The organism is Hoeflea sp. CAU 1731 (assembly GCF_039888615.1).
Lineage (GTDB): Bacteria > Pseudomonadota > Alphaproteobacteria > Rhizobiales > Rhizobiaceae > Flavimaribacter.
Genome location: NZ_JBDQQS010000026.1, coordinates 1 through 13,418 on the forward strand (window position 1 = coordinate 1; position 13,418 = coordinate 13,418).

Annotated in this window: 14 protein-coding genes and 1 tRNA gene; 1 reads left to right on the forward strand and 14 read right to left on the reverse strand. The window is 61.0% G+C overall.

Features of this window, described 5'->3' with window-relative positions:
- Window positions 1-119: 119 nt before the first annotated feature.
- From AAFN47_RS25995 to AAFN47_RS26060, 14 genes are all read right to left on the reverse strand, one after another.
- On the reverse strand, window positions 120-812 hold the full coding sequence (locus tag AAFN47_RS25995) for an aspartate/glutamate racemase family protein (RefSeq protein ID WP_499812146.1): 693 nt from the start codon (window positions 810-812) through the stop codon (window positions 120-122).
- Window positions 809-1,309: an RNA pyrophosphohydrolase gene (locus AAFN47_RS26000; protein WP_499812188.1), complete on the reverse strand. Its 501-nt coding sequence runs from the start codon at window positions 1,307-1,309 to the stop codon at window positions 809-811. The genes AAFN47_RS25995 and AAFN47_RS26000 overlap by 4 nt, the downstream gene beginning before the upstream one ends.
- Before the next feature lie 38 nt (window positions 1,310-1,347).
- On the reverse strand, window positions 1,348-2,427 hold the full coding sequence (locus AAFN47_RS26005; RefSeq protein ID WP_499812147.1) for a divergent polysaccharide deacetylase family protein: 1,080 nt from the start codon (window positions 2,425-2,427) through the stop codon (window positions 1,348-1,350).
- A gap of 230 nt (window positions 2,428-2,657) precedes the next feature.
- The gene (locus tag AAFN47_RS26010) at window positions 2,658-4,019 is read right to left on the reverse strand and encodes a S41 family peptidase (RefSeq protein WP_499812148.1); all 1,362 of its coding nucleotides are present in this window, start codon (window positions 4,017-4,019) and stop codon (window positions 2,658-2,660) included.
- Complete coding sequence (locus tag AAFN47_RS26015; RefSeq protein WP_499812149.1) at window positions 4,009-5,421, reverse strand: murein hydrolase activator EnvC family protein; 1,413 nt, start codon at window positions 5,419-5,421, stop codon at window positions 4,009-4,011. Before AAFN47_RS26015 ends, AAFN47_RS26010 begins: the two co-directional genes overlap by 11 nt.
- Window positions 5,422-5,581: 160 nt before the next feature.
- Window positions 5,582-6,064, reverse strand: coding sequence for a 23S rRNA (pseudouridine(1915)-N(3))-methyltransferase RlmH (gene rlmH / locus AAFN47_RS26020; protein ID WP_499812150.1), 483 nt, complete (start codon window positions 6,062-6,064; stop codon window positions 5,582-5,584).
- 51 nt (window positions 6,065-6,115) lie between these two features.
- The gene (rsfS, locus tag AAFN47_RS26025) at window positions 6,116-6,499 is read right to left on the reverse strand and encodes a ribosome silencing factor (RefSeq protein ID WP_499812189.1); all 384 of its coding nucleotides are present in this window, start codon (window positions 6,497-6,499) and stop codon (window positions 6,116-6,118) included.
- A 272-nt stretch (window positions 6,500-6,771) separates the two neighbouring features.
- Window positions 6,772-7,377 (reverse strand): nicotinate-nucleotide adenylyltransferase, encoded by a 606-nt coding sequence (locus AAFN47_RS26030; RefSeq protein WP_499812190.1) that lies wholly within the window; start codon window positions 7,375-7,377, stop codon window positions 6,772-6,774.
- A gap of 34 nt (window positions 7,378-7,411) precedes the next feature.
- Window positions 7,412-8,695: a glutamate-5-semialdehyde dehydrogenase gene (locus tag AAFN47_RS26035; RefSeq protein ID WP_499812151.1), complete on the reverse strand. Its 1,284-nt coding sequence runs from the start codon at window positions 8,693-8,695 to the stop codon at window positions 7,412-7,414.
- 19 nt (window positions 8,696-8,714) lie between these two features.
- On the reverse strand, window positions 8,715-9,881 hold the full coding sequence (gene proB, locus AAFN47_RS26040) for a glutamate 5-kinase (RefSeq protein WP_499812191.1): 1,167 nt from the start codon (window positions 9,879-9,881) through the stop codon (window positions 8,715-8,717).
- 30 nt (window positions 9,882-9,911) lie between these two features.
- Complete coding sequence (gene obgE / locus AAFN47_RS26045; protein WP_499812152.1) at window positions 9,912-10,916, reverse strand: GTPase ObgE; 1,005 nt, start codon at window positions 10,914-10,916, stop codon at window positions 9,912-9,914.
- A 117-nt stretch (window positions 10,917-11,033) separates the two neighbouring features.
- Window positions 11,034-11,633, reverse strand: coding sequence for a GNAT family N-acetyltransferase (locus AAFN47_RS26050; protein ID WP_499812153.1), 600 nt, complete (start codon window positions 11,631-11,633; stop codon window positions 11,034-11,036).
- 114 nt (window positions 11,634-11,747) lie between these two features.
- The gene (gene rpmA / locus AAFN47_RS26055; RefSeq protein ID WP_499812154.1) at window positions 11,748-12,017 is read right to left on the reverse strand and encodes a 50S ribosomal protein L27; all 270 of its coding nucleotides are present in this window, start codon (window positions 12,015-12,017) and stop codon (window positions 11,748-11,750) included.
- 24 nt (window positions 12,018-12,041) lie between these two features.
- Entirely contained in the window at window positions 12,042-12,689 is a 648-nt protein-coding gene (locus tag AAFN47_RS26060) for a 50S ribosomal protein L21 (RefSeq protein WP_499812155.1), read from the reverse strand.
- A 315-nt stretch (window positions 12,690-13,004) separates the two neighbouring features.
- Between AAFN47_RS26060 and AAFN47_RS26065 the strand changes: the two genes are divergently transcribed.
- Window positions 13,005-13,094: transfer RNA gene (locus AAFN47_RS26065), tRNA-Ser, on the forward strand.
- Window positions 13,095-13,418 lie beyond the last annotated feature (324 nt).

Here is a 13,418-nt window from a genome sequence, read left to right on the forward strand (position 1 = left end):
TACACGCCGGCGAAGGTCACTGGAAAGTGCATGGGTCATCGAATCATCTCCTCGACCCAAAGAATCACACCGCCGGCACAATTGGAAGCATCCCTGATTCACTCAAAGCACACGATGCTCTAGGACAGAGCCCGGGCGACGGCCGCCTTTGCGTGCAGCGCTGTCGTGTCGTAGACGGGCAGCGCGCTACTAGCGGGATCAACAACCATGGTGATTTCCGTGCATCCGAGGATGACGGCCTCGGAGCCGGTCTGTTTCAGCCGCCCGATGCATTCAGCGAACGCCTCTTGGGAGGCTTCGGTTACGACGCCCCGGCACAGTTCCTCGTATATGATGCGATGAATAGCGGCGCGATCGTCGGCCTCCGGCACTGTTACGCCCAGTGCGAACCGGCGCTCGAGATAGGACCGGTAGAAATCTTCTTCCATCGTAAACCGCGTTCCGAGAAGGGCCACGCGCTTGACGCCGTCAGTCACAAGAGCTGCGCCGGTCGGCTCGGCGATATGAAGAACCGGAAGGCCAGAGGCCCTCTCGATCCGGTCGGCGAGTTTGTGCATCGTGTTGGTGGCGATCACCAGGAATTCCGCACCGGCCCTCTTCAGTCCGACCGCCGCTTCGCAGAGGATATCGCCGGCGCCATCCCAATCGCCGGCATGCTGGAGCGTCTCGATGTCCTGGAAATCGACCGAATGCATGACAATCCGCGCGGAATGCAGTCCGCCGAGCCGCGCCTTCGTCTCCTCGTTCATGAGCCGGTAATAGAGGGCGGTGGATTCCCAGCTCATGCCGCCGAGCACGCCGATGCATCTCATTTTGCCGGCTCGACCAGATGGGCGAAGGCCGCGACGACGTCTTCATAAACCTTGCGCTTGAACGGCACGACCATGTCCGGGAGGTCCCGCATTGGCGCCCAGCGCCAATCATCGAACTCCGCATCATGTCCGTCCGGCGGCGGATTGATCGCAATCTCGCTCTCGTCTCCTTCAAATCGGAAGGCGAACCAGCGTTGCGTCTGTCCGCGATACTTGCCCTTCAGCGCGACGCCTATCTTGTCTTTGGGCAAATCATAATTAATCCAGTCGGGCGCTTGCGCCAGCAGCGAAACGCTGCGGATGCCGGTTTCCTCGTAGAGTTCGCGCTTGGCAGCTTCGAGCGGGTCTTCCCGTTTGTCGATTCCGCCCTGGGGCATCTGCCAGAGTTGCAGCATGTCGGGCGTCACCTCGCTGTTGACGTCGTTGACGCGCCGTCCAATCCACACCTGCCCTTCGCTATTCAACACCATTGCGCCCACACACGGGCGATAGGGCATATCTGCGTGCTTGTCCTGTGACACGAATGCTGTCCTCTTCAGTGTTCAACGAGCGCCGAGACCGGAACGATTTCCACGCCCCGCCGCTCGACTTCCCCGATCCATGCGGCCACAGCGTCCACGCTGACTTCGAAGGCGGAAGCAACAGCTATGGCTTCACCGTTTCTCCGGGCGATCCTTTCAACCTCGTCGAGGCGCTCCATGATGACGTCTTTCGACAATTTCTGGTCCACCACCATGTCTGCCTGTGCGAACGGAACGCCAACAGATTGCGACACGACGCCCGCCAGCGATTGCGCCGACGTGCCGTCGTCGAGGAAGAGGATGCCGCGTCCGGCGATATCCTGCAACACCGGTTCGATGGCGTCCGGATCGGACAGGAAGCGGGATCCCATGAAATTCATGACGCCTGTATAGTTGGTGATTCGGCCGAGCGCCCAGTGCAGATCGTCAATGTTCTGCCTCGTCCCGTCTTCTGTGACCAGCGTATGCGGACCCGGGTCCGTTGACGGATAGCCGAAGGGTTCGAAGGGAATCTGCAGCAGAACCTCGTGGTTGCCGCGCCTGGCCTCCTGCAGCCAGCGCTGCAGGCTGTTGCCGCTCGCAGCAAACGCCAGGGTCACGCCTTCCGGCAGCATTCGTATTGCATACTGGGTTCCGGTCTGGCTGACGCCCAGGCCGCCGACAACGATGGCGATCCGCGTGCCCCGCGCCTCCGACCAGGGACGCGCATAGGCGTCTAACGGTTTCTTCCCGTCCGGGCCGATAACAGGCAGATCGCCATGTTTTCCCGGCTCCAGCAGCTCCGGGATCGGCAGATGCGCCATGTGTGTGCTTTGGCCGATGGCGCGGGCGCCGGTCAGGATCACCGGCCCGTCCTTCGGGCGGTCGAGCGGCGTGACCTTCGTCACGATGCTTCCGTCGCCATTGCGGATCGTCTCCACATCGGCTCCGGATTCGCCGCTTTGAAAGATGGTCGAGTCCGATTTCAACTCCGCTCCCTCGACAACGGTGCTGACGATGTCCGTCGCGGGAGCCATGGGCGCTGTCGCCATGGACTGGTCGCGAAGGGAAGGGCGATGGAGAGCGGTCGCGGTAGAGGCGGCGATGACCGCCAAACACAGAACTCCGGTCAACCACGCTCCAGGGCTCCCCGGAATAGCGACAGTTCGTCTCCGCTCCGGACGGTCCTGACCCAATGGCTTGTTGATTTCGGAATCGCTGTTCAAGGGAGTCGTACGGAAGTGTCGATGATTCGCTGTTCCGACACAATCCACGGGCGATGATGATTTGGCAACTGCAATAAGACGGCGGGTGGGTTGATCAACGCCACCCGCCGCCAAAAGCCTTATTCAGTCGTGGCCGGAGCCTCTTCCTTGTCCATCTGAATGGCGGCCGCCTGATCGGACTTCGGAGGATAGGCCGGATTGGTGATTTCGCCGCGAATGAGCTTCAGCGCATATTTGAGCTGCTCGTCGTCCTCGGCTTCCGGCGGCACGTAAGCGATCGATCCGGAACCTTCGTCGGTTTCGTTATCGCCTTCGATATGGCCGCGCAATTCGGATTCACCGGTTTCACGTACGCGTCCCTTGAGGTCGTTGGGCAGCGGCTGTTCGACGATGATCTCGGGCTCGATGCCGGACCCCTGAATGGAGGTGCCGGATGGCGTGTAATAAAGCGCCGTGGTCAGGCGCAAAGCGCCGTTTTCGCCGAGCGGGATGATCGTCTGTACCGAGCCCTTGCCGAACGACCGGGTGCCGACGATAGTCGCGCGGTGATGATCCTGCAAAGCGCCGGCTACGATCTCGGACGCGCTTGCCGATCCGCCGTTGACAAGCACCACGACAGGCTTGCCGCCCGTCAGATCGCCCGGTCGCGAATTGTAGCGCCGCGTCTCGTCAGGATTGCGTCCGCGCGTCGAAACGATCTCTCCGCGGTCAAGGAAGGCGTCGGACACGCTGATCGCCTGATCCAGCAAGCCGCCCGGATTGAGCCTCAGATCGAGGACGTAACCCTTGAGCTTGTCTTCCGGAATCTGCTCCTTGAGTTCCTTGATCGCATTGTCCAGGTCGTCATAGGTCTTCTCGGTGAATGAGATGAGGCGAATATAGCCGATATCGTCTTCGGCGCGGAACTTCACCGCCTTGATCTTGATGATGTCGCGCTCGATGTCGATGTCGATCGGCGCGTCTGCGCCTTCGCGCAGGATCGTCAACTTGATGTTCGTGCCAACCGCGCCGCGCATCTTGTCGACCGCCTGGCTGAGGGTCAGGCCGCGCACCGGCTCACCGTCGATCTCGGAAATCAGGTCGCCGGCAAGTACGCCCGCCTTGTGGGCCGGCGTATCGTCGATCGGCGTGATGACCTTGACCAGTTCGCTGTCCTGGTCGAGCGTCACCTCGATGCCGAGCCCGCCGAATTCGCCACGGGTCTGGGTGCGCATATCCAGCGCGTCCTTGGCGTTGAGGTAGCTCGAATGCGGGTCGAGGGAAGTCAGCATGCCGTTGATGGCGTTTTCAACCAGATCGCCCTCGTCTGGCGGCTTGACGTAATTCGCCCGCACCCTTTCGAAAACTTCGCCGAAAATGGAGAGCTGCTTGTAGGTGTCGGAATTGGCTGCGACCGCCGTCGTTCCCGCATATTGCAGACCGGCGACGGACATAGCGCCCATCACAGCGCCGGCAGCTAAAAGAGATACCTTACGAATCATTGCTTATCCTTCCCGAAGGAGACTTGACCCACCATGGGCCGGGATCGATGGGTTTGCCATCTTTTCTGAATTCAATGTAGAGCGTCGGGGCATCCGACGCCAGACTCAAAGCGCCCCTTGCCGCAAGTCTTCGTGAACTCATGCGGCCGACGGGTTCGCCGGCGACGACGAACTGGCCGATGGAGGCGTCGATGCGGCCCATGCCGGCGAGAACGAGATTGTACTCCTCGCCGACGTTGAGAATCAGCAATTGTCCGTAGGATCGGAAATTGCCGGCATAGACGACCCAGCCGTCCGCAGGCGAGGTGACCAAAGCGTCCGGTTGCGCCGAAACCATGGTTCCCATCAATTCGTTGCCGGTTCCGTCATCGTCGCCCCAACTGGCCGTGACTTCGCCCCTGACCGGCAATTCAAGGCTTTCCGACAATTCCGAAAACGCGTAGGCGGGAGCCATGCGCTCGATATCAGGGTCTCCCTCGCGTTTACGGGCCTTCAGTTTCTCGCGGCGGCGTTCGGTTTCCTCCAAGCGACGGATTTCGGCAAGCCGGGCCTGCTCGGCGGCCTCGCGGGCTGATTCAATCTCGCTGCCAAGCGAGGCGATCAGATCGTTCAGGCTGCTCGCCCGCATCGCCAGTTCCTCGGCCTTGCGACGTTCTTCGTCCAGCCTGTCATTGCGCGCTGTCGCGAGCCGGTTCTTTTCCTCAAGCAGCAGGTTCAGTTTTTCCTCTTCCTCGGCCTGCTCGCCAAGCGTCGCAATCAACCGTTCACGCTCATTGGCGATTGAGGCGTGAATCTCCGTCAGTTCCTCCAGATCAGCCACCAGCTTGCCGGTTTCCTCGCGAATTTCGGGCACCACTGCGCCAAGCAAAATGGCGCTGCGCACCGAGGAAAGAGCGTCGTCAGGGCTGATCAGGATGGCCGGCGGGGGGTTGCGCCCCATCCGCTGCAAGGCGGCGAGAACTTCAGCCAGGATCGCCTTGCGCGATCGCAGCGACGCTCTGATTGCTTCCTGGCGCCCGGCAAGCGCAACAAGCCTCTTTTCGCCGTCCGATATGTCGTCGGACAGTTTCTTTTGCGTTTTCGCGCTTTGCAGCAGCGCTGTGCGCAGCGAGGCCTGGTCGTGCTTGAGCGACGCGATTTCCTGCTCGAGCTCAGCGCGACGTTGCTCCGACACATCGATGTCGGCCTTGATCTGTTCCAGCCGCTCGCGGCCTTCCACCTGCTGTTTTTCGAGGGTTTCGATCTCGCCAGCCGGCTCATCCGTCGGCTGAGCGCCGTCCCGGGCGGCGACGGGAGGCGCTAATGCCGGCGACAGGCCGAAAACAAGCAGCAAAGCGATGGTCCGGATGGTGCCGAACCCGCTTCTGCCTGATCCGTTGCTGTTGCCTGCCGAAGACCGCATCTACGAAACTTTGCAATAATCTTAGGAGCCGAATGGTCTGGCCGTGAATGAAGATCAGAACACGCTCTGACTTTTGCCTGTGACAGTCAAGCGTGGCATGGATAAGGCAGGGTTGAAAAGACGCAAAACCTGCATCCTGCGGGCAGCCGCCAACACTGCGTCAGGAGCGGTGATAGGGATGGCCTGCAAGGATCGTCGCCGCGCGATAGAGCTGTTCGGCAAGCAGTATCCGCACGACCTGATGCGGCCATGTCATGCGGCCAAAGGATAAAACGGCGTCGGCTCTCGATCGCAAGGCTTCGTCGTGCCCGTCTGCGCCGCCGATCGCGATTGCAAGATCGCGGCGTCCGGCGTCGCGCCAAGTTCCCAGCATTTTCGCGAATTGTTCGGAACCTGGCGTCTTGCCCCGTTCGTCTAGGACGACAAGCAGGCTGTCGCCGGGCAGGGCGGCCGCGATTGCTGCGGATTCGTCGCGCATGCGTGTATTTGCGTTGGACGCTCGACTTTCCGGCAATTCGATCACCCGATTGAAGTCCAGACCTTGCGAGGGGCCGAATTTCGCGAACCGGTCGATATAGCGCGCTGAAAGATCTTTTTCGGGGCCGGATTTCAGCCGGCCCACGGCGCAAATTGTCACCCGCATTCAGCCTCGCTTACGCTTGGATAAGCCAGCGATTTGCGTCCACTGGCATGCCTAGTGGACTGTGCCTTCCTCGATGTCCGGAGCCATCCACAATTTCTCGATATTGTAGAACTCCCGGATTTCGGGACGGAACACGTGAATGATGATGTCGCCGGTGTCGATCAACACCCAGTCGCCTGTAGACAATCCCTCGACACGGAGATTCCCGTATCCGGCGGATTTCATGTCGCGAAGCAGATGGTCGCAGATCGCCGTGACATGACGGCTCGACCGTCCCGACGCGACCACCATGTAGTCGCCCAGCGCGGACTTGCCCGTAATGTCGATGGAGACGACGTCTTCCGATTTGGATTCCTCGAGGCTGGCGAGGACCAGTTTCAACGCATGTCGGGCGGCGGCGCCACTCTCCATGACGGTAGAGGAAATATCAGCGATACTTCTCTTGCTTTGTGCTGTTCTCAGTGTTTTTCCTTTCTGTAACAGAACAACCTCTTCAGATTTGCAATATGGGACTCAATACCTGCCGCACAAGGCCGGTCTCCGCTACTTGATTGTAAGGGGAGGGTCGAAACCTGCTCTGCATGACAGCCGCATCGCAAATCATGGGACAAGAATAGCCATGGTTTTGTTAAGGTTTCAAGACGGTGGCTATCACGAATTTGCATGAAATCTTTCGATTTTCTCGCAATTGACGAATTTTCGCGCCGTCACAGACCGTTCGGATCGGCCCCGTCCTTGCGAATCGCGGTTGATGAAAGCGCTGATCGCGGTCCATGGATGAAGGTCCAGGCCGGTGGTTTCATGCGCGCCAGAAGCGCTGCGTCGTCTTCGTCGACCCGCGCAAAATCATAGGTTTTGGCCATGCGCGAAGACAGGTACGCCAGCGTTGAGCCGGGCCGGTCGAAGACAGCGATCGGCACGGTTTCGGCGATGTTGCGCCAGTTTTGCCAGCGGTGAAACCCAGCCAGACTGTCGGCGCCCATGATCCATACGAAATTGACCCCGGTGTTGCGGCTACGCAGGTAGCGCAGGGTCCCTTCCGTATACCGGAAATTATGGGCCGCCTCGAAGGTGGTGAACCGGATTCGCGGATTGTCGACAATCTCCCTGCACCATTGCAGTCTCTCGGCCATGCCGGCCAGATCAGCGGTGTTTTTCAGCGGATTGCCCGGCGTGATCATCCACCAGAGCTGGTCGAGGCGCAGGCGGCGCAACGCCGTCTCCGCTACAAGCGCATGACCGGCGTGCGGCGGGTTGAACGATCCTCCGAACAGGCCAACGGCCATGCCTCTTTCGGCATGAGGCGTGCGCATGGCCTGCGTCAGGTCGGAATTCGCCGTCACCGGCTCAGGGACGCGTCTGTCCGGAACCCCGGACGCGATATTTGAACGAGGTGAGCTGCTCGACGCCCACCGGTCCTCGGGCATGCATCTTGCCGGTGGCGATGCCGATTTCGGCGCCCATGCCGAATTCACCGCCGTCGGCGAATTGAGTCGAGGCGTTGTGCAGCAGGATCGCCGAATCGATCTCGTTGAAGAAACGTTCCACCACGGCCGGATCCTCGGCGATCACCGCCTCGGTGTGGTTCGATGACCAGCGGGCGATGTGGTCGATCGCGCCGTCGACGCCGTCGACAAGCGCGACGGAGATGATCGCGTCGAGATATTCCGTCGACCAGTCGGCCTCGGTCACCGGTTTCGCCTTGTCGAACCGGGCGCAGACCTCTTCCGAGCCTCGGATCTCGCAGCCAGCTTCCGCCAGGGCCGACAGGACAGGCGTCAGATGCGTGTCAGCGGCGGACCGGTCGACGAGCAGCGTTTCCGCCGCTCCGCATATGCCGGTGCGGCGGAGTTTCGAATTCTCCGTGATCTTCACCGCCATGTCTACATCGGCTGATCTGTCCACATAGACGTGGCACAGGCCTTCCAGATGCGCGAAGACGGGCACACGCGCTTCGGTCTGTACACGTTCCACCAGGCTTCGGCCGCCGCGCGGCACGATCACGTCGATGGCGCCGTCGAGCCCTTTCAGCATCTCGCCAACCGCCGCGCGATCCGTTGTCGGCACGATCTGGATCGCATGTTCGGGAAGTCCCGCCCTTTTGAGCCCTTCGACAAGACAATCATGGATGGCTGTCGACGAATTGATCGAATCCGAGCCGCCGCGCAGGATCACCGCGTTGCCGGCCTTCAGGCACAGCGCGCCGGCGTCGGCCGTCACGTTCGGGCGGCTTTCATAGATCACGCCGATGACGCCGAGCGGCGTGCGCACGCGCTCGATCTTCAGGCCATTCGGCCGCGACCATTCGGCAATCACGTCGCCGACCGGGTCCTTGAGGTCTCTTATCGCCCGGATGCCTTCCGCCATCGCCGTCACCCGAGCGGCGTCCAGCTTCAGCCGGTCGCGAAAGGAGGGGGTCATGTCGGCCTCCTCTGCGTTTTTCATGTCGATCGCATTGGCGGCCAGGATATTGTCGCGGCCGGCGAGAATGGCGTCGGCCATGGCGTCAAGCGCGCTGTCCTTGGCGGCGGTCGGCGCGGTTGCAAACCTTGCGCTGGCTTGCTTGGCGTTCCTGCCGAGGGTCGCCATCAGTTCGGCGATGTCGCCGCGGCTTGCCGAATGTTCCAGCATCCTCTCGCTCCCTTACTTCTCAACCGTCTTCATTCGTTGCTAAATCACCGACTGTCAACACCATGTCGTCGCGGTGGATCATCGCGGTGCGGCCTGCATAGCCGAGAATCTCGATGATCTCGGACGATTTACGGCCTGCGATCCGAGTGGCCTCTTCGGCGCCATAGGCGGAAAGTCCCCGGGCAATTTCCCTGCCTTCGAGATTGCGGATGACAATCGTGTCGCCGCGCTCAAAACTGCCGTCGATGTGTCTCACGCCCGCCGGAAGCAGGCTTTTGCCGGAAAGCAGCGCCGCAGCGGCGCCCTCGTCGATGGTAAAGACGCCGGCCGGCTGCAGTTGGCCCGCGATCCAGGTCTTGCGCGCGGTGACATGGGCGTTGCGCGCGGCAAAGAAGGTGTGGCGCGCACAGTCATCGATGGCGGCGATCGGGTGATTCACCTTGCCGGACGCTATGATCATGGCGCAACCGGCTCCGGTCGCGATGCGGCCGGCCTCGATTTTCGTCTTCATGCCGCCGCGCGACAGTTCCGATCCGGCGTCGCCCGCCATTTCGAAAACGCTGGCCGTGACTTCAGGCACGTAGTCGATGAACTGCGCCTGCGGGTCGACGCCCGGCGCCGCCGTGTACAGCCCGTCGACATCCGATAACAGCACCAGCAAGTCCGCGCCGGCCATGGTTGCGACGCGGGCCGCCAGTCGGTCATTGTCGCCGTAGCGGATCTCGGAGGTGGCGACCGTGTCGTTTTCGTTGATGACGGGAACAGCGCCGAGCTTCAGCAATTGCCCGATCGTGGCGCGGGCGTTGAGATAGTTGCGGCGCGCGCGCGTGTCTTCCAGAGTCAGCAACAACTGGCCGGCGAGGATGCCGTTTGCGGACAGCGTTTCCGACCAGGCCTTGGCGAGCGCGATCTGACCGATGGCGGCGGCTGCCTGGCTTTCCTCGAGCCTCAGGCTCTTCGCCCTGGCGAGCGCGGATCCGGAGGGCAAGATGGTGCGGCCAAGCGCGATGGCGCCGGAGGAGACGACAATGATCTCCACGCCCGTGGCGTGCAGGGCGGCGATATCCGCGCACAGCGCCTCCAGCCAGCCGTGGCGCAGGCCGCGGGCGCGGTCAACCAGCAAGGCGGAGCCGATCTTTATGACCACCCTGCGGTATTCGCGCAGTTGCTTGCCCCTTTTGCCCATTCTCAAACCATCATTGTCCGGTGTGTTACGTCACTCATCGGCGTTGACCGTCTGGTCGATGGCGGCGCGCAATGCGCGCAGCGCTACTGTCATGCCTCCGCCGGTCACCGCAGATAGCACCAGCGGAGCCTTGCCTGCAACGGCCTGCAACGCTTCGCTCTTTTGCGCCCGCTCGTCATCGTCGAGAATGTCGCATTGCGACAGCGCCAGTATTTCCGGCTTGTCGGAAAGGCCATGCCCGTAGGCTTCGATCTCCGCGCGGACCGTCTTCCATGCGGCTGCGACGTCTTCCTCCTGCGCCGAGACGAGATGCAGGAGCACGCGTGTGCGCTCCACGTGGCCGAGAAACCGGTCGCCGATGCCCACGCCCTGATGCGCGCCCTCGATCAGTCCGGGAATATCGGCGATGACGAACTCGTGGCTGTCCACCGTCGCGACTCCCAGATTGGGATGAAGCGTCGTGAACGGGTAACTGGCGATCTTCGGCCGGGCGCGAGTGACGGTTGCGAGAAAAGTGGACTTGCCGGCATTGGGAAGGCCGATCAATCCGGCGTCGGCAATCAGCTTGAGACGCAGCCAGATGGTTTTTTCGACGCCGGGCAGGCCGGGATTGGCGCGTCTGGGCGCCTGGTTGACGGAGGTCTTGAAATGCGCATTGCCGAAGCCGCCATTGCCGCCGGCTGCAAGGAGAAATCGTTGGCCTTCCTCCGTCAGGTCGCAGATCAGCGTCTCGTTGTCTTCCTCGTAGACCTGGGTGCCGACCGGAACCTTCATCGTCACGTCAGCGCCGCCGCCGCCGGTTCGATTGCGGCCCATGCCGTGCATGCCGGTCTTCGCCTTGAAATGCTGTTGGTAGCGGTAGTCGATCAATGTGTTGAGACCCTGGACGGCCGCCACCCAGACATCGCCGCCGCGTCCGCCGTCGCCGCCGTCCGGACCGCCGAACTCGATATATTTTTCCCGGCGGAAAGAGACCGAGCCGGCGCCGCCGTCGCCGGACCGGATATAGACCTTCGCCTGGTCGAGAAATTTCATCGTTTCAGCATTCCGTTTGTCAGGCGCCGGTGACGTCGCCGGCCCATTCGCATGGTCTTCTTGATAAAGCGTTGCCCGCAAACGTCAATTGTCGCGGGCAACGCCGATTTACCGGCTTCACGCAGCGGCCCAGCTTCTGAGCGAAATCCAGGTCTTGCGATCCAGTCGGTACCATTCGACCGGCACGGACGCCCCCAGCGCCAGTGACGTCACCATTCCGGTGCCCTGGAACTGGAAACCGCATTTGTGAATCACCCGCCGAGACCCCGGATTGGTTACCCGGCAGCGCACATCGATGAACTCGATATCCCGCGTGCGGAAGGCCATGTCGATGACAGCGTGGGCGGCTTCGGTCGCATAACCCTTCCCCCAAAAAGGCTCTCCGATCCAGTAGCCGAGTTCCAGTGTTACCGCGTCCTGTTGGGGCTCGACGCCGCAGCAGCCCAGAAAGCGGCCATTGTCGGCGTCCGTCACAGCATAGATACATTTGCCGAGCGCCCCCGTTTTCGTTCGCTTGATGAACTCCGCCGCGTCCTTGCGCGTATAGGGGTGCGGCATGCGAGACACCATGGTCGCGACCTGCACATTGTTGGCGAGACACGCGATCGCGTCGGTGTCTTCCTTGTGCGGCGCTCTCAGCACCAATCTGTCGGTGACCAGAACAGGGCAGCCGCCCCGGTCACTGCTGCTTTCATCTTCCCGTTCTTGCTGTCCCATGATCAAGACCTCCAGTTGCAAAGGAAAAGGGAGATGGCGCCCCATCTCCCTTGAACTTTTGGTCTGATTTCTCAGCCGGGTCGATGAGACGCCGGCTGTTAAGACTTTAACCGGCTATTCCGCTGCTTCCGCATACGGCATTACGGACACATACGTGCGGCCGTTTGCTTTTTGACGGAAGGTCACATTGCCTTCCACGGTGGCGAAGATCGTGTGATCTTTGCCGAGGCCAACGCCTTCGCCCGGATGCCATTTGGTGCCGCGCTGACGCACGATAATGTTGCCGGGAATCACGGCTTCGCCGCCGAACTTTTTCACGCCGAGACGTTTGGATTCTGAATCGCGACCGTTGCGCGACGAACCGCCAGCTTTCTTGTGTGCCATTGGTCTACTCCTTTTCCCGCTCGATTACTTCTTGGCTTCTTCGGCCAGAGCCTTCGCCTGGCCCAGCCAGTCGTCGCGCTCGATACGGCCCTTGAAGTTCAACGTGTCGTCGAGCTTCGCGATGTCTTCCTTGCTGAATGCGGCGATCTGCGCGAACTGGGTCACACCTGCTGCACGCAGCTTCTTTTCCAAAGCCGGGCCGACGCCAGAGATCTTCTTCAGATCGTCGGGCTCGCCTTCAGGCGCGGTGAAAGCCGCGGCTTCGGACTTGGCGTCTTCCTTTTTCAGCGCAGCCTTGGCTTCGGCCTTGGGCGCGCTGTCGGCCTTTTTGGCGGCAGCCTTCTTCGACGGCTTTGCGCCTCCGGTCAGGATCTCGGAGATGCGGATCGTCGTCTCGTGCTGGCGATGACCGCGCGTGCGCTTCGAGTTCTGGCGACGGCGCTTCTTGAAGGCGATGACCTTGCGGGCGCGGCCTTGCTCGACGACTTCCGCCGTAACCATGGCGCCGTCCACGAAGGGCGTTCCGATCGTGGCGTCGGCGCCTTCTCCGACCATCAGCACTTCGCCGAACTCCACGGTGTCGCCGGCTTCGCCGGAAAGCTTCTCGACCTTCAGCAGGTCGTCGGCGGAAACGGTGTACTGCTTACCGCCTGTCTTGATGACTGCGAACATCTTTTACCTTTCCATGTTCAGTACGGCTTGTGGCGCATCGCCCAGCCGTCTTTTTATCCAGTCGGTTTCGGGTTGCCGTCCGGTTTGCTTGAAGCCTTTCCGTTCGGCGTTTCGTCAGCGGTTTACGCGTGCGCGCAATCCTGCCAAAAACATATGGCGCAAGTTCCCTTACGCCATCGATAGCGCGCAGATACGGGACTGCGGTTGCAAAGTCAAGGCGAGAAGCGCGATTCCGGAGCAGTTTGGGCTTGTGCGCGAACCGATTTGTGCCTGTGACAGCGCCCGCGCCGGACCACACGCCGACAAGCGCCTTCAGGAGAGGTGGCTGAGTGGTCGAAAGCACCGCACTCGAAATGCGGCATACGGGCAACCGTATCGGGGGTTCGAATCCCCCCCTCTCCGCCAGAAAGTATTTTAACACATTGTAATTATTGCCACATTATATTGCATTTTTAGTCAGACCATCATTCAGACCCACATTCGCCACAGCATAGTTCAGCTTCCACTCTCAATAAGCCGCAAACAGGTTGACAGTAAATTGGCTGTTTCTCGTTCCAACAAGACTGAGTGTTGCAGGCTGTTAGCGAATCAGACAGATTGAGGTCATCGATTGACGAAGCCTCAGCGCAGGATGTGCGTGGCTCCAACCGCTGCTTTGCAGCATGGGAGCACACATGTCGCGCAAACCATCATATTCACAACAATCTGAGCTGTTTGAAAATCTGAGTT